Raw genomic sequence first — 21,342 nt, 5'->3', positions numbered from 1 at the left:
AATCTCCTACTTCTGTGCGACAAAAAACCAACGTCTACTGTTTTCTGTTGGCTCCTTGTCCTCAAAGTCTGCGTATAGTTTGAAGGACTTGAAACCAGCTTGTTCCAGCAAAATATCATAGGTTAAGACTTCATAGGTCCGCTCCTCATGCACTTCATCGTGGCGACTAAAGGAACCGTCCGCTTCCTTGATAAAGAAAGTCAACTCATGCACGATGGAGTGAGGTGCTTCGTCCTCATAGGTATCCCAAAGCATAGCGAAGTCTTCGGCATTTTCATGGTAAGAATAGCCTGGGAAAACCTCATCTGTCTGGTAGGTTGAATGCACATCAAAGATAAAGACACCATCTTCGTTAAGGGCATTATAGACTTCCTTAAAGACATCCCCTACTTCCACCTCATCCTGCATGTAACAGATAGAGTCCGAATAACAAGTGACAAAGTCATATTTACCCACCTTGGATAAATCCAACATATTGCCTTCAATAAAATCAATCTTTTGCCTGGCTGAAGTCGCTCTCTTCTCCGCAATCTTCAGCATATCCGCGCTCAAGTCCAGTCCAGTTACATCAAAACCAGCCTGAGAAAAGCGCACAGACTGGATTCCCGTCCCACAAGCCAGCTCCAAGAGTTTCTTTCTCTCCTTAGTCTTTGGCAAATGACGGAGGGAAAAATCCGTCCATTTATCGTATAAACTATCATCCATCACAGCATCGTAAACAGCCGCAAAGGTTTCATATGTAGCCATAAAACATGATACCAAGTCCGCCCGTAATCGGAATGAAAATTAGGAGCTTCACGATGGAGCCGAGCTCCAAGGAAGGCTATCTATTTTCCAACGATTACAGGACGGGTTCTAATCCTTTCTAAGATACAAAGAGCGTTAAAAGCAAAGAGAAAATAGGAATCTTACCAACGTAGCGTCAGATACAAGGGAAGGTTATCTTTTTCTCACTGCTTTTAGCTCGTGTTCAGTTCTGAAATGAACAAAACACGACGCCCTCACCTTTCCATCAATTTTTTTCTAAAATAAGCAAATAAAACCCAGTTGACTGCAACTGAGTTCATATCCTATGCTAAGGCTTCTGAAATGTCTATTGAGCTCGCCTCATGCCATAGTTTTTCTAAGTTATAGTGGGCACGCATTTCTTCTGAGAAGATATGCACGACGACCCCTCCGAGGTCTAGCAAGACCCAGCCTCCAGCTGCATCACCTTCGACACGGCTGCCTTTAACACCAGCTTCGGCTACTTTTTCACGGATATTATAAGCGATTGCGTCCAACTGACGGCTATTCATCGAGCTAGTGATAACAAAGTAGTCTGTCACACTGGTCAAATCTTGTACATCAAGTGCAAGGATATCCTCCGCACGTTTCTCATCAGCCGCTTTCACGACTAGTTCTAGTAATTCTTTTTCGTTCATTTAGTCCTCTTTCAAATAGTGCACAAAGGCGTTATAGGTTTCAAGGGTTTGGGGATAGATGGGAAAATCTTGATGAGCCAAATGTTCCACAGTACGAGCTGTTTCGTAGGCCACTGCCTTATTGAGCGACAGCTCAGCAATCTCACGCGCCTGGTCCACTCCTGGAAAGGCACGATTGTGCTCAATATAGTCTGCAACGTAGATGACTTTATCTAGATCGGTCATCTGACCAGCACCGACTGTATGAATTTCAATAGCTCTTAGGATCTCCGGATTACGCAAATCCAAATCTTCCTGAATCTTGTAGATGCCAACCATCCCATGCCAAACATTATTGCCCCAGTTTTTGAGGTCGGGGTCTAGCTGATAACGATCAATCAAGTCTAGAAATTCCTGATCTGACAACTTTTTAGCATAGTCGTGGAGAAGTCCTGCTAGACCTGCTTTCTCACTATCCACACCAAAGCTCTGAGCCAGTTCTATAGCTGCGCGCTCTACACCCAGACAATGGGTCAAACGTTTTTCAGGCAGAAGCTCTGCCATTCTTTCCAACAAAACCTCACGGGAACAGTTGATATAGTCTTGGTATGCCATCAGTAAAGCCCCTCCTTCTCGATGTAGTCTAGCACTGGCTGAGGTAGGAGAAAGTTAGGTTTCCGACCTTGGGCAATGAAGTCACGCACCATGCTGGAGGAAATGTCCATGAGAGGCACATCCACCCAGATAACTGGATAGGAAGTCCCTGCCTTATAGCGTGGGCGCTGAACTCCAACAAACTGAACCATATCGACCAGCTCATCAATTCGGTACCATTTAGGCAGATAGTCCACCATATCCGCACCGATAATAAAGTAATAATCTGTGTCAGGATGTTGCTCTGTCAAAATCTTCATAGTGTCGTAGGTGTAAGAAATGCCCTTGCGCTCCAGCTCAATGGTTTCAATGTCCAGACCTTCAATCCCCTCAATCGCCAACTCAAGCATCTTGAGCCGATGGTGCTCGGGAATGGTTTCCTTTTTATCTACATGAGGTGGTTGGTATTCAGGCATAAGCAGGACCTGGTCCAGTCCTAACTGTTGTCGTACTTGGTCCGCCACAACAAGATGGGCATGGTGGACAGGGTTAAAATTTCCCCCTAAAATCCCGACTTGTTTGCGTTTTTTCTCCTTGATTTCTGGCTCCAACTCTACCTTGGTAAAGGGAGTCAATAATTCGATTGCCATAGGCTCGTCTTCCTTTAATTCTCTGTAAAAACAGTTGTTTGGAGTAGGTTTTAGATTTCTTTGACTTTTTTGGAAATCTTGCGATTTTCTTTCTTGCTGGATTGTTTAAACAAGATCAAGATGCGTCCGATTTTTTGGACAGTATCTACACCGATTTCTTCTTCTAAAATTTCAGCTACTTCGTGGATGTTTTCATCTGTGTTTTGCAAGAGTGTGACTTTAATCAATTCGCGGGCGTCAAGAGCTTGACGGATGCTGGTTTTTATTTGGTCGTTGAGACCATTTTTTCCGATTTGGATGATGGGTTTGAGGGTGTGTGCCTGGCTGTTGAGGAAGGCACGTTGTTTCGATGTTAATGACATAATCTTTCTTCCTTGATTTTTGATAGTTATTTTAGGTGGTGGGGGACGGTCGGAACTAATTTTCCAAAGATCTCATCTTTGAAAAATGGATTTCCTGACCTCACACTTGAGCCTAGGTCTCAAGTGTGCCCCTTGCCAATCTAACGATTGGCAATCACACCACGACAATAACTATCTTTTTATGAGCTCACTTTGTTCGCTCAGTGATTTTATTTTAAATAATTACTTTTCGTGTGACGACTGCGACGCCTTCTGGTGCCCAGACGGCGACTTTGGCTGTTCCTGTTACACGGATCCAGCCGAGTCCTGAGATGACTAAGTCAGTCTTGTCCTTGATGGCAAATACATGCTGGACTAGTTTTGGAAAATCTTCTTTTTCCTTGCTATTTGGTGGTGTGAGAAGGGTTCCTAGGTGCTTGTCGTAGAATGCACTCGCTCCTTCAAGCTTGGTACGGTGGAGTTTGAGTTCATTATCAAAGAAAGCAGTAAATCCTTGCTTTTCTCCTGCAATAAAGTCAAATCGTCCGAGACCACCTAAAAATAGAGTTTGCTCAGGGTTAAGCTGATAGGTTTTGGGCTTGATTTCCTTTTTAGGGCTGACATACTTGAGGTTTTTAGCTGTCAAGTAGTGGGCCATTTGGTGACGGTGGATGATTCCAGGCGTATCGTAAATATAAGATCCGTCGTCAAGCGGAATCTCAATCTTATCCAAGGTTGTACCTGGGAAGCGCGAAGTCGTGATGACATTCTGGTCACCCGTTATTTCTTGGATAATGGCATTGATGAGAGTTGATTTTCCAACGTTAGTCACACCGACTACATAGACATCGCGACCCTTACGGTAGTGTTCAATCTTGTCAATGACTTCCTTGATAGCATGTTTGTTTTGTGCCGAAGTTAGGACGACATCAACTGGACGAAGTCCTTCTTCGTGGGCACGCTCTACGAGCCATTGGCTAATCTTGCCCGGTTTAACAGACTTGGGCAGGATATCTTTTTTATTTCCAACCAAGAGGACATCATTGCCCGATACAAAGCGTGGCAAGCCTGGGATGACAGAACCATTAAAGTCAAAGATATCAATGACATTGACCACCAAGGCATCACTGTCTCCCACCTCGTGCAAGAGCTTGAGGAAATCATCGTCCGTCAACTGGACATCTGTTATTTCATTGTAATGACGGAGACGGAAACAGCGTTGGCAATAGACTTCACCTGTCTCCAACCCTTTTTCGAGTGCCGACTGGGGCGTAAATCCAAGACCAGTCTTGTCTGTCGTCTGAATGGTTGCTCCACAACCAATACAGAGAATTTCTTCCATAGTTAGATTCCTTTTTTATATGTAATCGGTCCGTACTTTTCAGTGATTTGCTTCATGACACGGCGCTCGCGAGCTCGGTTGATCTGCGTTTTGATAGAGTCATGTTGGACCAAGGGTTTGACCAAAATCGATCGAATTCCTGCACGATGGGCTGCCCGAATATCCGTCATGAGCTGGTCACCAACCATGACCACTTCATTTTTCTCATAGTGAAATTCCTTCATGGCACGGTCAATCCCAAATGTGAAAGGCTTCAAGGCCCAATAAACGTAATCAATTCCAAATTGCTCAACTGCTCGTTGAACCCGATTTTTGGTGTTATTTGAGACTACGATGATGCGAATACCTGCATCCCGAAGGTCGTGTAGCCACTGCTTCATCTCTGGCGTCCCATCAGGGTTGTTCCAAGCAATGAGGGTATTGTCCAAATCGACCAAAACAGCCTTGATACCATGCGCTTGCAGGCTTGGTACTGTCAGATCATAAACTGCTTCCACAGCAAAATCTGGCATATAGTTTTCAATTGCCATTCTGGCTCCTTTTCTTAACTTTTTTTCGCAATTTTTCTCAAAATCAATGACAGGATCAGCCATAAGACTGCACTGGCCACGCTGATGTAGACCCAAGCATAGGGCTCGTCTGTGAAGGGGAGGGGAACATTCATCCCGAAAAAGCCCGTCACTACTGCCAAGACTGCTAGCAAGACTGAAATGATGGTCAAGGTTGTCAAGTTATCATTCAGGTTATTATTCAGAATGTTGTTGTAAGAGGCTGATAGTTGTTGCAGAACTTGAGAAATCAAATCGGTCATCGAAACCAGCTGGTGAGCCTCAATCATGGCATCATCAAACTGTTCTCTCTCAACTTCGTTAAATCTGCGATAAAGAGCATGTCCTTGGATATGTTCTAGTAACATGCGATTCTGCTTGGCAGCCGCTGTCAGATAGACCATACCAGTTTCCAAGTCGGAAAGGGCAAAGAGGTTTTTCTTGGTCGTTCGCTGACGCAAGAGGCCGTTGACCTCATCCTTACTCTTATCCATCTGTTCGATGACAGGATAGTAGGCATTGCTGATGATTTCCAGACTAGCAAAGAGAAATTTGTAGATAGAAAGCATATCATGACTCTCTAAATAACGTGTCATCTGTTCAATCACATAGGCATTTTTCTTATTGCTAATCGTAATCAAGCGATGATGTTCCACGATAAAGGTCATGGGAAAGGCTTCATAGTATTCCTTGTCCTTTTTCAAATCCAATACATTGTAGATAAAGGTGACGGTTCCACTTTCGCGGTGATAGTCCATGTGGGCACGCTCATTTCTATCCAGTGCGTATTCGATGGTTTCCTTGTCCAATCCATAGATTTCAGAGAGATCTTCTAGTTTTTTCAATTTTCCCAAATCTAGGTTAATCCAAGTGCATCCATTGCCCAACTGCTTTTCTACAAACATATTTTCTCCTTTACCAAACTCTTTCTATTGTACCACAAATCTGCCAAAATAGCAGAGCTACTCTGTGCGGGAAAAGTTGCTGACAACAGTGATATTTCGGTTAGGAACAAAGTGAAGAGCTTGATCGTCACCTCGCAGTTGCGTTGTACGGATCCCTACGCTAACAACCTTGCCAGATACGGTAATAGGTCCATTTGTGAGAACCACTTCATCACCTACATCAAGCTGGCGTTCAAAAAGGATGAAAAAGCCATTGATGACATCGGATAGAAAGCCTTGCGCCCCCATACCAATGGCCACCCCAGCAATTCCCGCACCAGCAAGGAGGCTAGAAACCGGCAAACCTAAAATAGACAGGATACAGTAGAGCAGAAAGAAATAAAGAATGTAGTTAAAGACATTCTCCAGCAAACGAGAAATGGTCTTTTGTCTTCCTGCATCTCGATTTGAAAATTTAAGCGAGGGCTTAACAATCTTTCGTACAGTCGCATGAAGCATCTTTTTAGCTATATAAAATAGTAAGAACAAAATCAAAAGAGAAATCACCTTGGTCAAGAGATTCTCTAATATGGTTGTTAAATCAAGTTTATCAAAATAGCGTTGAAAAAAATCTTGCATATAAAACTCCTTTTTCCTATTATACCATAAAATGACCAGTCTCATTTCTTTCATAATTATTCAGTTATCGTCTCTATTTTCAAAATATTACTTGCCTCTATAGCATATTTATACTATAATTATAAACAATACATTTGAAGGAGACTGCTATGAAACGAATCATTAGAGCCTGGACCAAGGCAAGCCTCATCAAACGAATCCTTATTGGAATGATTTTTGGAGTGACATTGGGGATGCTCTTTCCAAACCTTACAGGAATTGGTCTGCTTGGAGATCTCTTTGTAGGCGGACTGAAAGCCATCGCTCCTATTCTAGTTTTTGCTCTTGTTGCCAATGCCCTTTCCCAGCACCAAAAGGGACAAAACACCAATATGAAGACGGTTATTTTCCTATACTTGCTCGGAACCTTTGCTGCAGCATTGGTGGCCGTTCTAGCTAGTTTCTTACTGCCTGTTCAAATCACCCTGACCAGTGCAAATACTGAAGTTGCTGCTCCTGATGGCATCGCGCAAGTTCTCAGCAATCTCCTGCTCAAACTGGTGGACAATCCCCTAAATGCCATTGTCCAAGCTAACTATATCGGAATCTTATCCTGGGCAGTCGTCTTTGGCTTGGCTATGAGAGAGGCAAGTAAACACAGCAAAGAATTACTGAAAACCATGGCGGATGTTACCTCTAAAATCGTGGAATGGATTATCAATCTAGCACCCTTTGGGATTTTAGGTTTGGTGTTTAAGACCATCTCTGACAAGGGCATTGCCAGTCTGGCTAACTACGGTGTCCTCCTAGGACTCTTGATTGCTACCATGGCCTTTGTAGCTCTCATCGTCAACCCACTCATCGCCTTTCTCTTTATGAGGAAAAATCCCTATCCCCTTGTTTTGAAATGCCTACGTGTCAGTGGTATTACAGCCTTCTTCACTCGTAGCTCTGCTGCAAATATCCCTGTCAATATGAAACTCTGCCAAGACTTGGGACTGAATCCTGACACCTACTCTGTCTCTATCCCGCTTGGTTCGACCATCAATATGGCTGGCGCTGCCGTTACCATAAATGTCCTGACTCTGGCTGCGGTCAATACACTCGGAATCTCGGTAGACTTTGGGACAGCATTTGTACTCAGTGTAGTGGCTGCCATTTCTGCCTGCGGTGCCTCTGGAATCGCTGGGGGATCCCTTCTCCTCATTCCTGTCGCTTGTAGCCTCTTTGGGATTTCAAATGACTTGGCTATGCAGGTTGTCGGAGTCGGTTTTGTGATTGGGGTCGTTCAAGACTCCTGCGAAACAGCCCTGAACTCTTCAACAGATGTCCTCTTTACAGCGGTTGCTGAGTATGCTACAAAACGAAAAATTCGTCCCTAGTCTCTGACTCCTCGTTAAACACTCGATTCTATTAGTTTAGGAAATTTTCATGTCCCTCACTCAACGTACAACAAAACTGATCTTAGCGACCTGTCTCGCTTGTTTTCTCGCTTATTTTTTAGATTTATCATCAGCAGTTTCAGCTGGAATTATCGCCCTCTTAAGCCTATCTGACACACGCAGAAGCACGCTGAAATTAGCACGCAACCGCCTCTTTTCCATGCTCCTAGCGCTCGCTATCGGCGTTCTAGCCTTTCAGCTGACAGGCTTTCACATCTGGAGCCTGGGCCTTTATCTGGCTCTCTACGTCCCTCTTGCTTACAAAATGGGTTGGGAAATCGGCATCACACCTAGCAGTGTCTTGGTCGGTCATCTCTTGGTACAGGAGTCTACCTCCCCAGATCTCTTGCTCAATGAAGTGCTCCTCTTTCTCATCGGGACAAGCTTTGCTCTGTTGGTCAACCTTTACATGCCCTCTCGTGAGAAAGCCATTCAAAGTTACCACCTTCAGGTCGAAGAAAAGTTAAAAGACATCCTGCTTCGCTTTAAATACTATCTGTCAAGAGGAGACGGGCGCAACCAAGCCCAACTCGTTGACCAATTAGACAAGCTCCTCGATGAAGCCCTCAAACTGGTCTATTTGGACCACTCGGATCATCTCTTTCACCAGACGGACTACCATATCCACTACTTTGAGATGAGGCAGCGACAAAGTCGTATCCTGCGAAATATGGCCCAGCAGATTAATACCTGTCATCTGGCCGCAAGTGAGAGTTTGATTTTGGCCCAGCTCTTTTCTAAGATTGCTGCCCAGCTAAGTCAGACCAATCCTGCTCATGACCTACTTGATGACATCGAACGCTATCTGCAAGTCTTCCGCAATCGGAGTCTCCCTAAAACACGCGAGGAGTTTGAGACCCGTGCCACCCTACTGCAACTACTACGCGAAGCCGAAACCTTTATTCAGGTTAAGGTTGATTTTTACCAGAAATATGGAAACTAGAACGCAAAGAACCTCAGAGACCTTCCTCTGAGGTTCTTTTGTTTTGCATTTGGAAGAGAAGTTTATTTAACCATTTCCCCTTTGAATCATCAAGATAGGGATGTTTTCTGGAGAACATGAGTCCCTAACACGGCTAGCCATATTTAAAAATTCACAGACTATTTCAACAGTAAGATTAACTTTCGTAACAATCCAAGTTAGAAAACTTTATACTTTCCACCCGCATATCCGCAAGGAATGTAGCCTGCTTGATATAAAGCACACAAATCATCGAAAAATCTTGACTCAGCTTGGGGAACCACGTTTTTAATGGTCAAGTAGATTGCCAAGCCGATGATATCAAATAGAATCTGATCTTTCATGGATGCTACCAGTTTACCTTCCGTAATCAGGTTATCTAATCGCGCTTCAATTTCGGGAATTATTTCCTCTTTTGCACTATTTGCAAGTGAATTCCAGTGTTTATAAATGTCACTCTGGTTTTTAAAAAGATAGACACTAAAATCACCATCTTTCTCTAACACAAAATTCTCCCATTTTAAACTATTAATATTCTTCTCCGCTTCTTGCAGTTTCTTTATCTGTTTTATTGGGATTTCTGTTTCTCTGTTTTCCTTTAAAAAGGGGAGCGAAATCAAACTTTTAATAACGTCATCATATATTTTCATAAATAACCTCCATTTTATATAGGAAAACCGATTTCCTCACGTTCTCTCTTCCTTCAACTGTCCACTTTTTACCAGTTTTTTATAGTATCGTTTGCTGTACCATTCTCGGTCTGATATCTTTAAATAAACCTTATACTCTTCTGGGTATTTGTGGATATAGTAGGCTTGAAAGATATGGACATTGATCATAAAGGCGATAAAATGACCTCCAATGACAAACCAAATCGGCAAAAACAAGCCTAAAATGTAAAAATACCACTGAAGAGGGACTTGATATAGCAGATGATAGGCCAGCGACACTGGAAAGAGAACTGCCGTGATTCCAGCGAGAATCCTGACTAGCTGCTTAAGGATTGACTTTTCCTCTTGATCATTTAGTCTGCGCTTGAGATTCTGGATACTATTGAGAATAATCCAGAAAAAGAGAGCCATACCTATCCCAAGCTCAATCCAGAAGCCCAGCCATGTATAAGCATCATATGCCACTGCACTGGCAAAGTACAGTCCTGATATGAAAGCGCAAATGGACATGGCAAAGTAGAAGGGAAAGTAGGTCCAAAGCTGGCTAGTCAAACGTTTTTTGGGCCAAAAAACAAGCACCATTCCTAGATAGGATATCACATATACCGTCAGATTAAAGGGCTTTAGAAAGCTACTCATGTTATGAATCAGCAGTCCTGCTTCCAGAGAAATGATATGAACATCGCTATCTACACTGATAAACTCTGGTATCCCGATTAATACGCCATAGATCAGAATCCCTGAAAAGCAAAATCCAAGAATAATCACTGTAAAGAGGCGGTTGATGATACCCATATGAATGGGGTTGGGCATACCTGCTGTGAGGGCAAAATCCCCCTGGGTCACAATGCGCTTACTTCTTTCAAAGTCGGCACCGAAAATACGGATATCTTTCATTTTTCATCTCCAAATTTCATCTGGCAAAATGCCGTATATTCTTGAGAATCTTCCATTTGAGGAGGTCATCACATAGCAACTATCGCAACAGCCACTCCTTGCTTCGTTAAAGATACAGCACTCACTTTCTGGGATTTGACTGTTCCCTAACACCTAGTTACACGTTTCGTTCTCCGGTTCTTTCTTGAACAAGATTTTCCCTTGGCTGTAGAGCTTCATAATCTTTACAAAACGAACGGGATTGTTTTGGTTGTACAACAAAAAGAGCACGAAAAACATTATACCTGCTCCCCAAAAATCATAGTCGCGTTCGATCGGTTGCCCAAATTTTTGAGTACAGTCGTAAAAAACATACAAAAGATAGATAACAAAGGCAAGTATGATGTAACGAGTGATTCGATAGATCGTAGCAGATGCCTCAGCTGGATCAAAGTGTTCGTCCCTTACCATCAAATTATGTGACACTGCATAGTAAAAGACCTTCTCCGTTGTTGGCTGAGCCTTGCGCACATTTTTATAAAGTCCTCGCTCAAGAATAGCAGTAAACAATAGAAACTCAGCCAGCCACAATAGTAACACATAGCTCAAACTGGTCCAATTATAGACACCAATATCCAAGGCTGAAAGGAGGCCATAGAGACCAGGTCCACCTGCCATCAGAAATATAACCATTTCAGGAATGTAAGCATTGGTCTTATAAGCACCTTCCGTATTGAGTAAAACACTCTTTGGAGCAGCCAAGGCCTCCCCAGTCTTTTGGTCATAGTAAACCGCCTGACCATCGCATTCTCCGATAAAAACCCGACGACGTCTCAGAAAAAACATACTCTACCTCTTTCTATCTCATTCTTTCAAAAAAAGATCTTAGTCCTTCTGCACTTCCTTGATAACAAATTCTTCATCTGTCCCCATACTCACTTCCAGATAGACATCTGGATTGTCGTCTGCTCGACAGATGAGGTTCAGTTTTCTAGCATAAAAGCGGTCCAGGATATCAAATATTCTGGGTAAATTGTTTTGGTTAGAAAGAACAAATGTCAAGCCTAATAAAAGTCCTGTTAGGATAATCTTGACAATCTCTCCTCCGATGGGAGTCCCCAACCTCTCTTGGTAATTCCAAATAAAATTATAGGCGTAGAAAAATCCAACCAAGGGAACCAGAGAAAGCAATGCTCTTATCCAGCGAGTAGCGTTGCGACTATCTTTTTCACTCATCTCTGCCTCAGCTTCCTTTGTTTCCTCTGACTTTTCCATAAGCGCCAGACAAATAGTTTGAGTAGTCAGTTGAGCCCTGTTGACATTTCGATACAAGGCGCGTTCGACAAGGATGGTGATGAAAGCAAACTGCCCTAACCAAATGAGAAGAACACTCCAGAAGGTAGACATGGTATAGGTTCCTTGTATAAACAAGCGGAAGAAGGAAATCAACCCACTACCACTTGATAAGAAGAGGACTACCAATAGGGGGATATGGCGATTCATCTTGCTAGACTTTTCTGTATCCAAGAGCTTGCTCTTTGGTGCCTCCAAAAGTTCGTGGGTTTTGCGATCATAATAAATCGCCTTGTCATAGTATTGGTTAAAAAATATCCGACGTCTTCCTAAAAACATCTCTTTCTCTTTCTAGTTTCTTTCAGGAAAAGGTGCATATTTCTGACCTTTCCCTTTTGACTTGTATGAAATCAGTCTCTTATCCCATGGATAAACTGTCCTACTAGTATACCATAAACCCTATGGACTAGCGTTTGGAAAACAAAAAATCCACGAATCGATAATATTCATGGATTTTTCCTAGTGAAGGGTTTAGGTAAGCAGATTTTTACACTACGACACGGAGTTTGGCAAATCGATTCTATTTGCCAAACGTAGTTAGTGAGGCAGTTATGCAAGTCTAATAGGACTTGCCGTAGTCTACTTAGATTGCTTTGCAATCAAGTAGACTTACTGAATCACATCTTCTCCTCCAACTCTACGTCTGGATACTTGTCCGCAAACCAGCGAAGAGCAAAGTCATTTTCAAAGAGGAAGACAGGTTGGTCAAAACGGTCTTTAGCCAAGATATTTCGGCTTGATGACATCCGTTCATCCAAGTCCTCAGGCTTGATCCAGCGAACGGTCTTTTTACCCATTGGGCTCATGACCACTTCGGCATTGTACTCGCCTTCCATGCGGTGCTTAAAGACTTCAAACTGGAGTTGACCAACAGCGCCTAGCATATACTCGCCTGTTTGGTAATTCTTATAAAGCTGAATGGCTCCCTCTTGCACCAGTTGCTCAATCCCCTTGTGGAAGGATTTTTGTTTCATGACGTTCTTAGCAGAAACTTTCATGAAAATTTCAGGAGTAAAGGTTGGCAGTGGTTCAAATTCAAACTTGTTTTTTCCAACTGTCAAGGTATCCCCAACTTGATAAGTACCGGTATCGTAAACCCCGATAATATCACCTGCCACGGCATTGGTCACATTTTCACGACTTTCCGCCATAAACTGAGTCACATTCGATAGTTTGGCCCCCTTACCAGTACGAGGCAAATTGACACTCATTCCTCGCTCAAATTCGCCCGATACAATACGGACAAAGGCGATGCGGTCACGGTGACGAGGGTCCATGTTGGCTTGGATTTTAAAGACAAATCCTGAGAAATCCTTGTCATAAGGATCCACAATTTCTCCGTCTGTTTTCTTGTGTCCATGAGGTTCTGGAGCAAACTTAAGGAAGGTCTCAAGGAAGGTCTGAACCCCAAAGTTAGTCAGAGCTGAACCGAAGAAGACCGGAGTCAGTTCTCCTGCAAGAATAGCTTCTTCTGAAAATTCATTTCCTGCTTCTTGCAACAGTTCGATATCGTCCTTAACCTGAGCGTAGAAAGGATTGCTTCCAAAGAGCTTATCCCCTTCTTCCAGACTGGCAAAACGCTCATCTCCTTTATAGAGTTCCAAGCGTTGGTTATAGAGGTCATACAAGCCTTCGAAGGCTTTCCCCATCCCGATTGGCCAGTTCATTGGATAACTCGCAATGCCAAGGACTTCTTCTAGTTCTTGCAAGAGGTCCAGTGGCTCACGACCATCACGGTCTAGCTTGTTCATAAAGGTAAAGACTGGAATGCCACGGTGCTTCACAACCTCAAACAATTTCTTGGTTTGGGCCTCGATACCCTTGGCAGAGTCCACGACCATGACGGCAGCATCCACCGCCATCAAGGTCCGATAGGTATCTTCTGAGAAGTCCTCGTGCCCTGGTGTGTCTAGGATATTAACACGTTTACCATCATAGTCAAACTGCATAACAGATGACGTGACCGAAATCCCACGTTGTTTCTCAATGTCCATCCAGTCAGACTTGGCAAAAGTCCCTGTTTTCTTCCCTTTTACGGTACCAGCCTCACGAATCTCGCCCCCAAAATAGAGCAATTGCTCTGTAATAGTCGTTTTACCCGCGTCCGGGTGGGAGATGATGGCAAAGGTACGGCGTTTCTTTATTTCTTCTTGAATAGTCATAAGTTCTCTTTCTTTGATTCTCTATTTTTAGTTGTTTCAGTTGCTAAGAATAATTTTTACATTGGATTTTACTATTCCTTTCAACTCTCCATTATATCGGATTTCGGGGAGTTTTTCAATTGCTCATCCGATGAAAAGGCAAGCTAGAGCACAGATTGCACCTGATTTCTCTTTTTCCACCGTTTCTTGAACAAGATATCAAAGAGAACCAGAGCCAGCGAAAGGATGACGGACACAAGAAGGTATTTTAGCCACAAGGGAGCATCTGGAATAAAAGGTGTCTTGTTTAAGAGACCATAATTCCCACCAGTTACCTGATTAACCCCAACTAGAAAGAGGTTGAGAATAAAGGTATAGGCTACAATCATATATTTCTTGAGCAAGGTCTTATCATAGTTATTCATCAAGTAGACCAAGGAATTCACTAGAAGGGCATAGTGCCCAATCAAAAATGAAAAACTGGTGATATGGGGGAAATCATAGGGATCAAAAACAGGGTAAACCAAGGCGAAGACCGCTCCACTTGCTCCTAAGAGGGCAAAATATTGCTTGCTCCGCCATTTATCAGGCAAGAAAACCACCGCAAACATAGCCAAACGGCAATGGTAAAATGGAAGGCTATTAGAAAATGGAATTCCAAAGCCAACATACCAGCTATATAGAGCTAGTAACTGGAGGATCTGAATCCCCTTAAACAAGCGGACAAATTTCGGATTATTGTGATAAGCAAGTGCTCCATAAATACAAAGCACTAAAGTAAGCATCATAATCCCATACCAAAAGAGGGAAATGGGAGGAGGAACCGTCTGAGATCTGGTGATAAATTGATGGAACATATTTCTATCCTAACTCTTATTTTTTCTATTCTCTAGTTTAACCATTATAGCGAATTAAAAGCGATTTTTCAATTTCTATTTCTTTTCAGTTTGGCTCCCTTATTTATAGGAAAATATGGTAAAATAGAACAGACTAAAAATCATCATTTCACGAAAGGATGCAAGATGAAAATTACGCAAGAAGAGGTAACACACGTTGCCAATCTTTCAAAATTAAGATTCTCTGAAGAAGAAACTGCTGCCTTTGCGACAACCTTGTCTAAGATTGTTGATATGGTTGAATTGTTAGGCGAAGTCGACACAACTGGTGTCGCACCTACTACGACCATGGCAGATCGCAAGACCGTACTCCGCCCGGATGTAGCTGAAGAAGGAACAGACCGTAACCGCCTGTTTAAAAACGTACCTGAAAAAGAAAACTACTATATCAAGGTACCAGCTATCCTAGATGATGGAGGAGATGCCTAATGACTTTTAATCATAAAACCATTGAAGAGTTACACAATCTCCTTGTCTCTAAGGAGATTTCAGCAACTGAATTGACCCAAGCAACGCTTGAAGATATTAAATCTCGAGAAACAGCTATCAATGCTTTTGTCACTATCGCTGAAGAACAAGCCCTTGCTCAAGCCAAAGCCATTGACCAAGCAGGAATTGATGCGGATAATATCTTTTCAGGAATTCCACTGGCTGTTAAGGATAATATTTCTACAGACGGTATCCTCACAACTGCAGCCTCAAAAATGCTCTACAACTATGAGCCTATCTTTGATGCGACAGCCGTTGCCAATGCCAAAGCTAAGGGTATGATTGTTGTCGGAAAAACCAACATGGACGAGTTTGCCATGGGTGGATCAGGTGAAACTTCTTACTACGGTGCCACTAAAAATGCTTGGGACCACAGCAAGGTTCCTGGTGGTTCATCAAGCGGTTCTGCCGCAGCTGTAGCGTCAGGGCAAATCCGCTTGTCGCTTGGTTCTGATACTGGTGGTTCCATCCGCCAACCTGCTGCCTTCAACGGGATCGTTGGTCTCAAGCCTACCTACGGAACAGTTTCTCGTTTCGGTCTCATTGCTTTCGGTAGCTCACTAGATCAAATCGGACCTTTTGCACCAACTGTTAAAGAAAATGCTCTTTTACTAAACGCTATTGCTAGCGAAGATGCTAAAGACTCTACTTCTGCTCCTGTTCGCATTACCGACTTTACTTCAAAAATCGGCCAAGACATCAAGGGCATGAAAATTGCTTTGCCTAAAGAATACCTTGGTGAAGGAATTGACCCAGAAGTTAAAGAAACCATCATCAAGGCAGCCAAACACTTTGAGAAACTTGGCGCTATCGTCGAAGAAGTCAGCCTTCCTCACTCTAAATACGGTGTAGCTGTATACTACATCATCGCTTCATCAGAAGCCTCATCAAACTTGCAACGCTTTGACGGTATCCGTTACGGCTATCGTGCAGAGGATGCGACTAATCTTGATGAAATCTATGTAAACAGCCGTAGCCAAGGTTTCGGTGAAGAAGTAAAACGCCGTATCATGCTGGGTACATTCAGTCTTTCATCAGGTTACTACGATGCCTACTACAAGAAGGCTGGTCAGGTCCGTACCCTCATCATCCAAGATTTCGAAAAAGTCTTTGCGGATTACGACTTGATTTTGGGTCCAACTGCTCCAAGCGTTGCCTATGACTTGGATTCACTCAACCACGATCCAGTTGCCATGTACTTAGCTGACCTCTTGACCATCCCAGTCAACTTGGCTGGTCTCCCAGGAATTTCGATCCCTGCTGGATTCTCTCAAGGTCTACCTGTCGGTCTCCAATTGATCGGTCCTAAATACTCAGAAGAAACCATTTACCAAGCTGCTGCTGCCTTTGAAGCAACAACAAACTACCACAAACAACAACCCGTGATTTTTGGAGGTGATAACTAATGAACTTTGAAACAGTCATTGGACTTGAAGTCCACGTAGAGCTCAACACCAATTCAAAAATCTTCTCACCTACATCTGCCCACTTTGGAAATGACCAAAATGCTAATACCAACGTAATTGACTGGTCTTTCCCAGGAGTTCTTCCAGTTCTCAATAAAGGTGTTGTTGATGCTGGTATCAAGGCTGCTCTTGCCCTCAACATGGACATCCACAAGCACATGCACTTTGACCGCAAGAACTACTTCTATCCCGATAATCCTAAAGCCTACCAAATTTCTCAGTTTGATGAGCCAATCGGTTATAACGGCTGGATTGAAGTCGAGCTAGAAGATGGTACAACTAAAAAAATTGGTATCGAACGTGCTCACCTAGAAGAAGACGCTGGTAAAAACACCCACGGTACAGATGGCTACTCCTATGTTGACCTCAACCGTCAAGGGGTGCCTTTGATTGAGATTGTATCTGAAGCCGACATGCGTTCTCCAGAGGAAGCCTACGCTTATCTGACAGCCCTCAAGGAAGTTATCCAGTACGCTGGCATTTCTGACGTTAAGATGGAAGAAGGTTCTATGCGCGTGGATGCCAACATCTCCCTTCGTCCTTATGGTCAAGAGAAATTCGGTACCAAGACTGAGTTGAAAAACCTCAATTCCTTCTCAAACGTTCGTAAGGGGCTTGAATACGAAGTCCAACGACAGGCTGAAATCCTTCGCTCAGGTGGTCAAATCCGCCAAGAAACACGCCGTTATGACGAAGCTAACAAAGCTACTATTCTCATGCGTGTCAAGGAAGGTGCTGCAGACTACCGCTACTTCCCAGAACCAGACCTACCCCTCTTTGAAATCTCAGACGAGTGGATTGAAGAAATGCGTACTGAGTTACCAGAGTTTCCAAAAGAACGCCGTGCTCGCTACGTATCTGACCTTGGCTTGTCAGACTACGATGCTAGCCAGTTGACTGCTAATAAAGTTACTTCTGACTTCTTTGAGAAAGCAGTTTCCCTTGGTGGCGATGCTAAGCAAGTCTCTAACTGGCTCCAAGGTGAAGTCGCTCAATTCTTGAACGCTGAAGGCAAGACACTGGAACAAATCGAATTGACACCTGAAAACTTGGTAGAAATGATCACTATCATCGAAGACGGCACTATTTCATCTAAGATTGCCAAGAAAGTCTTTGTCCACCTTGCTAAAAATGGTGGAGGTGCTCGTGAATACGTGGAAAAAGCTGGTTTGGTTCAAATCTCAGATCCAGATATCTTGATTCCAATTATCCACCAAGTCTTTGCTGATAACGAAGCTGCTGTTGCCGACTTCAAGTCAGGAAAACGTAACGCTGACAAAGCTTTCACAGGATTCCTCATGAAAGCAACCAAAGGCCAAGCCAATCCACAAGTAGCTCTTAAACTACTTGCACAAGAATTGGCGAAGTTGAAAAAAAGTGAGTAATTTACTCTTTAAACACTTTTTCTACTTTTAAGACGAGAATGAGACAAGGAGAATAAATGAACAAATTTTTACGATTGCTATTTGTCTTAGTCGTCATCGCTATGTTAGGCGCTTCTATACTAGAAATTTTCTTTCCATCATACATGGGAAGTCACTCCGGGTACGGAATATCTGCTGGTTGGCAACGAGAAATTGGAATATGGAATCTAGCTGTATTGATTATTATTCTCGCTATCAATATTAAATACGATTGGTTCTATCTACGAATCGCACTTCTTGCTCTCATTATTGGCGGAATTGGAATAGGAACAAATCACTTACTCAATTATATGGAGTATCACTCTCCTGTAAATGCTATCGGTGCTTTTGAAAATTACTTGCTAGCAATAGGATGGATTGTGGGATGGCTCATCGAGCTCCATTCCATAAAGAAGCTAAATGCTAGTAAATAACGCCTAGTATATCTTAGATTATTTTAAAGGTTATTAATAGTTTAATAATCATTCGAATTCAGAATTCTACCTTTTCAATCATATAGTTAGGAGACACATGAAAAAGTTTTACGCTCTTTTAATGACCTGTTTATTACTTGTTTTTCTATCCGTGCCTCAAATCGTTGATGCAGGTGTCGGGCATTCCAGAAGTGGAGGGAGCAGCCGCAGTAGCAGCCGCTCAAGTGGAGGTGGAAGTCGTTCTGGCGGATCATCCTACCACTACTACCGCTCTGGATATGGATCATCCTCTGACAGTTCTGCTAGCTCTCCCTATTTAGGATTTATGTTCATATTAGTCGGAGGAATCATACTAGTTGTTATCGTCAAATCCTTGCGGAATAAGTCTGGAGATTCGAGTTCAACCTACACTAGTAATGATTCTCAAACGCTCCATCGTCGAGTTGAACACAACACACTGGCCATTAGTCGTGTGAAATATGGGGATCCAAACTTTGACGCGGTAGCCTTCACATCTTGGGTTAAGGAAGTCTACCTTAAATTGCAGGTTGCCTGGACTGAGAAAAATTGGAACTCTGTCCGCGCTTTGGAAAGTACCAGTCTCTACTCCCAACACAGTACCCAACTTGAGGACCATATTCGATCTAAAACAACTAATGTTTTAGAGAAAGTTTGTATCGAAAATGTTCGCATCAAGGAGTTCATTGAAAATCCTGACGGAAACGATACCTTAGTGGTGATTCTGTCATCTACCTTGCGGGACTATGTCATTGACGATGAGACTCGCCGTGTCATTGAAGGAGACCCTAAAAAAGATCTCTTCACCGTGTATCAATTAAACTTTATCCGTCAACACGGTAGCCAAACGCAAGCAGTCAATCCAGACCAAGTTGTGAGCGACCACTGTCCAAACTGTGGCGCCCCTTTGAAAATCTCTGCAGTTAGCGAGTGCGACTACTGTGGTGCCAATCTCTCTCGCAGTCCAAACCAATGGGTACTTGATACCTATGATGTTGTGGATGAAGACGAGCTTTATAATTAGGAGGAATTATGGGATTTATACGTGCAGCCTTATCAGCAGGCTTAAATAGTTTTAATGACAGTAAATTCAAGGAAGCCATTGTCCTTCCAGATAATGTCTCTGGCGATGCCTTGGCCGTCAAGGGTCAATTACTCACTAAAGACCCAGATGGGCGTTCTCGTCACAGCAATCAAAATACAGGCCTCTTGTCAGATGGCAGTGTGGTTATCGTTCCTCAAGGTTATACCGCTGTTTTGGTAAACAACGGTACCTTCCTTGGTGAGGTCCTCGAAGCTGGTAGCCACGAATGGCAAGCTGGTGATAATGCCTGGCTCCTTGAAAAAGGTGGTTTAAAAGGCACTTGGGAAAACTTTAAAAACCGTTTCTCTTTCGGTGGACAAGTCATCACCCAACAGGAAATTATCTTTATCCGCATGCAACCTATTGCAGGTAATAAGTTCGGCACACAAAATGCGGTCGAATACTTCAGCGAACGTTACCAACAACTGCTTAACATCCGTTTCTATGGCTTGTTTGATGTAAAAATCGCGGATCCAGTTCTCTTCTATGTGAGCTCTGTTAGTCAGCAAATTACAGATAACCAACCATATACTCTTCAGGATGTTGCTCAAGGAACGCTCCGTCAAAATATTGCACCGAAAATTGCGATTGCCATCGCCAAATATACCAACGAAAACAAGGTTGATATCTATAGCCTCAATGCCAACCAAGACACCTTTAACGAACTCGCTAAACAAGAGGTCAACAAGGTTTGGACAGGTCTCTACGGAATTGAAGCAACTAATATCTTGCTTGAAGACCTCAGCTACGACCAAGAAAGTCTTGATATCGTTCGCAAGCTTGACAGTGAGCTCGCTGCCATGAAGTACAACACGATTGAGATCGAAGAACGCCGTGCGCGTAACGAAGCCCTCATTGCCGCAGCCTCAAATGAAGGGAATGGCAATGGAATGAACATGTTTATGGGAATGAATCTTGGCCAGACTCTCGGTGGTCAACTTAGCCAACAAGTCCAAAATCAAGCGCCGGCTCAAAACACTGGGCAAACTGCCAGTAAGAATTTTTACATCGAAGTCGATGGAAAATACGTTCTCGTTACCAAAGACGAAGATGGAAATATCGTACCAGTCAACTAATTAAGCTCCTTCTGACATTTGAGTAATGTTGTCTTTTATGGTACAATAAAGAGTAAATTATTTTATTAAAGAGGTAAAAACATGATTGAAGCAAGTAAATTAAAGGCTGGTATGACCTTTGAAACAGCTGACGGAAAATTGATCCGCGTTTTGGAAGCTAGCCACCACAAACCAGGTAAAGGAAACACCATCATGCGTATGAAATTGCGTGATGTCCGTACTGGTTCTACATTTGACACAAGCTACCGTCCAGAGGAAAAATTTGAACAAGCTATCATCGAGACTGTCCCAGCTCAATACTTGTACAAAATGGATGACACAGCCTACTTCATGAACACAGAAACTTACGACCAATACGAAATCCCTGTAGTCAACGTTGAAAACGAATTGCTTTACATCCTTGAAAACTCTGATGTGAAGATCCAATTCTACGGAACTGAAGTAATCGGTGTCACAGTTCCTACTACTGTTGAATTGACAGTTGCAGAAACTCAACCATCTATCAAAGGTGCTACTGTTACAGGTTCTGGTAAACCAGCAACGATGGAAACTGGACTTGTCGTAAACGTTCCAGACTTCATCGAAGCAGGACAAAAACTCGTTATCAACACTGCAGAAGGAACTTACGTTTCTCGTGCCTAATCTCTAGAAA

The 21,342-nt window shown here is 43.1% G+C and carries 24 protein-coding genes; 9 read left to right on the top strand and 15 right to left on the bottom strand.

Annotated features, from left to right (window positions below):
• Window positions 1-6: 6 nt before the first annotated feature.
• The 9 genes from MK385_RS07610 to MK385_RS07570 all read right to left on the bottom strand — a co-directional run bounded on the left by MK385_RS07610 (window position 7) and on the right by MK385_RS07570 (window position 6,401).
• Entirely contained in the window at window positions 7-747 is a 741-nt protein-coding gene (locus MK385_RS07610) for a class I SAM-dependent DNA methyltransferase (RefSeq protein ID WP_268725721.1), read from the bottom strand.
• A 323-nt stretch (window positions 748-1,070) separates the two neighbouring features.
• Complete coding sequence (rsfS, locus tag MK385_RS07605; protein ID WP_268725720.1) at window positions 1,071-1,424, bottom strand: ribosome silencing factor; 354 nt, start codon at window positions 1,422-1,424, stop codon at window positions 1,071-1,073.
• Window positions 1,425-2,018 (bottom strand): bis(5'-nucleosyl)-tetraphosphatase (symmetrical) YqeK, encoded by a 594-nt coding sequence (gene yqeK, locus MK385_RS07600; RefSeq protein WP_268725719.1) that lies wholly within the window; start codon window positions 2,016-2,018, stop codon window positions 1,425-1,427.
• The gene (locus tag MK385_RS07595; RefSeq protein ID WP_216728868.1) at window positions 2,018-2,647 is read right to left on the bottom strand and encodes a nicotinate-nucleotide adenylyltransferase; all 630 of its coding nucleotides are present in this window, start codon (window positions 2,645-2,647) and stop codon (window positions 2,018-2,020) included. The genes yqeK and MK385_RS07595 overlap by 1 nt, the downstream gene beginning before the upstream one ends.
• A gap of 50 nt (window positions 2,648-2,697) precedes the next feature.
• Window positions 2,698-3,009, bottom strand: a complete 312-nt coding sequence (gene yhbY / locus MK385_RS07590; RefSeq protein ID WP_000060164.1) for a ribosome assembly RNA-binding protein YhbY — start codon at window positions 3,007-3,009, stop codon at window positions 2,698-2,700.
• Between the two features lie 214 nt (window positions 3,010-3,223).
• Complete coding sequence (yqeH, locus tag MK385_RS07585; protein ID WP_268725718.1) at window positions 3,224-4,330, bottom strand: ribosome biogenesis GTPase YqeH; 1,107 nt, start codon at window positions 4,328-4,330, stop codon at window positions 3,224-3,226.
• 2 nt (window positions 4,331-4,332) lie between these two features.
• Window positions 4,333-4,860 (bottom strand): YqeG family HAD IIIA-type phosphatase, encoded by a 528-nt coding sequence (locus MK385_RS07580; protein WP_084943864.1) that lies wholly within the window; start codon window positions 4,858-4,860, stop codon window positions 4,333-4,335.
• Between the two features lie 14 nt (window positions 4,861-4,874).
• Window positions 4,875-5,783, bottom strand: coding sequence for a magnesium transporter CorA family protein (locus MK385_RS07575; RefSeq protein ID WP_268725717.1), 909 nt, complete (start codon window positions 5,781-5,783; stop codon window positions 4,875-4,877).
• Between the two features lie 57 nt (window positions 5,784-5,840).
• Window positions 5,841-6,401: a mechanosensitive ion channel family protein gene (locus MK385_RS07570; RefSeq protein ID WP_042767952.1), complete on the bottom strand. Its 561-nt coding sequence runs from the start codon at window positions 6,399-6,401 to the stop codon at window positions 5,841-5,843.
• A 149-nt stretch (window positions 6,402-6,550) separates the two neighbouring features.
• Here MK385_RS07570 and sstT point away from each other — a divergent pair, with 149 nt between their 5' ends.
• Window positions 6,551-7,762 carry a serine/threonine transporter SstT gene (gene sstT / locus MK385_RS07565; RefSeq protein WP_268725716.1) on the top strand — a complete coding sequence of 404 codons (1,212 nt, stop codon included), beginning with the start codon at window positions 6,551-6,553 and terminating at the stop codon, window positions 7,760-7,762.
• Window positions 7,763-7,811: 49 nt separating this feature from the next.
• Window positions 7,812-8,765, top strand: a complete 954-nt coding sequence (locus MK385_RS07560; protein ID WP_255777976.1) for an aromatic acid exporter family protein — start codon at window positions 7,812-7,814, stop codon at window positions 8,763-8,765.
• 197 nt (window positions 8,766-8,962) lie between these two features.
• On the opposite strand, the gene MK385_RS07555 is transcribed toward MK385_RS07560, so the two are convergent.
• The 6 genes from MK385_RS07555 to MK385_RS07530 all read right to left on the bottom strand — a co-directional run bounded on the left by MK385_RS07555 (window position 8,963) and on the right by MK385_RS07530 (window position 14,681).
• The gene (locus MK385_RS07555; RefSeq protein ID WP_042767948.1) at window positions 8,963-9,433 is read right to left on the bottom strand and encodes a hypothetical protein; all 471 of its coding nucleotides are present in this window, start codon (window positions 9,431-9,433) and stop codon (window positions 8,963-8,965) included.
• A gap of 36 nt (window positions 9,434-9,469) precedes the next feature.
• Window positions 9,470-10,351: a beta-carotene 15,15'-monooxygenase gene (locus tag MK385_RS07550; RefSeq protein WP_268725715.1), complete on the bottom strand. Its 882-nt coding sequence runs from the start codon at window positions 10,349-10,351 to the stop codon at window positions 9,470-9,472.
• Window positions 10,352-10,504: 153 nt separating this feature from the next.
• On the bottom strand, window positions 10,505-11,176 hold the full coding sequence (locus MK385_RS07545; RefSeq protein WP_268725714.1) for a hypothetical protein: 672 nt from the start codon (window positions 11,174-11,176) through the stop codon (window positions 10,505-10,507).
• Between the two features lie 39 nt (window positions 11,177-11,215).
• Complete coding sequence (locus MK385_RS07540; RefSeq protein ID WP_268725713.1) at window positions 11,216-11,962, bottom strand: hypothetical protein; 747 nt, start codon at window positions 11,960-11,962, stop codon at window positions 11,216-11,218.
• A 338-nt stretch (window positions 11,963-12,300) separates the two neighbouring features.
• Window positions 12,301-13,845, bottom strand: a complete 1,545-nt coding sequence (locus tag MK385_RS07535) for a peptide chain release factor 3 (protein WP_000155103.1) — start codon at window positions 13,843-13,845, stop codon at window positions 12,301-12,303.
• Between the two features lie 143 nt (window positions 13,846-13,988).
• Window positions 13,989-14,681, bottom strand: a complete 693-nt coding sequence (locus tag MK385_RS07530; protein WP_268725712.1) for a YwaF family protein — start codon at window positions 14,679-14,681, stop codon at window positions 13,989-13,991.
• 165 nt (window positions 14,682-14,846) lie between these two features.
• On the opposite strand from MK385_RS07530, the gene gatC reads away from it, so the two are divergent.
• The 7 genes from gatC (at window position 14,847) to efp (ending at window position 21,332) form a co-directional block, all read left to right on the top strand.
• Entirely contained in the window at window positions 14,847-15,149 is a 303-nt protein-coding gene (gene gatC, locus MK385_RS07525) for an Asp-tRNA(Asn)/Glu-tRNA(Gln) amidotransferase subunit GatC (RefSeq protein WP_084860251.1), read from the top strand.
• Window positions 15,149-16,615: an Asp-tRNA(Asn)/Glu-tRNA(Gln) amidotransferase subunit GatA gene (gatA, locus tag MK385_RS07520; RefSeq protein WP_268725711.1), complete on the top strand. Its 1,467-nt coding sequence runs from the start codon at window positions 15,149-15,151 to the stop codon at window positions 16,613-16,615. Before gatC ends, gatA begins: the two co-directional genes overlap by 1 nt.
• A complete protein-coding gene (gene gatB / locus MK385_RS07515) occupies window positions 16,615-18,060 on the top strand; it encodes an Asp-tRNA(Asn)/Glu-tRNA(Gln) amidotransferase subunit GatB (protein ID WP_268725710.1) in 1,446 nt (481 codons plus the stop codon). Before gatA ends, gatB begins: the two co-directional genes overlap by 1 nt.
• 56 nt (window positions 18,061-18,116) lie before the next feature.
• A complete protein-coding gene (locus tag MK385_RS07510) occupies window positions 18,117-18,512 on the top strand; it encodes a hypothetical protein (RefSeq protein WP_268725709.1) in 396 nt (131 codons plus the stop codon).
• Window positions 18,513-18,609: 97 nt separating this feature from the next.
• The gene (locus MK385_RS07505; protein ID WP_000715061.1) at window positions 18,610-19,554 is read left to right on the top strand and encodes a zinc-ribbon domain-containing transport protein; all 945 of its coding nucleotides are present in this window, start codon (window positions 18,610-18,612) and stop codon (window positions 19,552-19,554) included.
• Between the two features lie 8 nt (window positions 19,555-19,562).
• Window positions 19,563-20,690, top strand: a complete 1,128-nt coding sequence (locus MK385_RS07500; protein WP_268725708.1) for an SPFH domain-containing protein — start codon at window positions 19,563-19,565, stop codon at window positions 20,688-20,690.
• An 81-nt stretch (window positions 20,691-20,771) separates the two neighbouring features.
• Entirely contained in the window at window positions 20,772-21,332 is a 561-nt protein-coding gene (efp, locus tag MK385_RS07495; protein ID WP_000568640.1) for an elongation factor P, read from the top strand.
• The last annotated feature ends 10 nt before the right edge of the window (window positions 21,333-21,342 follow it).

This window comes from Streptococcus oralis (genome assembly GCF_026782125.1).
In the GTDB taxonomy this organism is placed as follows: domain Bacteria; phylum Bacillota; class Bacilli; order Lactobacillales; family Streptococcaceae; genus Streptococcus; species Streptococcus oralis_CE.
The sequence above is the reverse complement of the archived record's forward strand: the minus strand, read 5'-3'. Positions and strand labels throughout refer to the sequence as shown.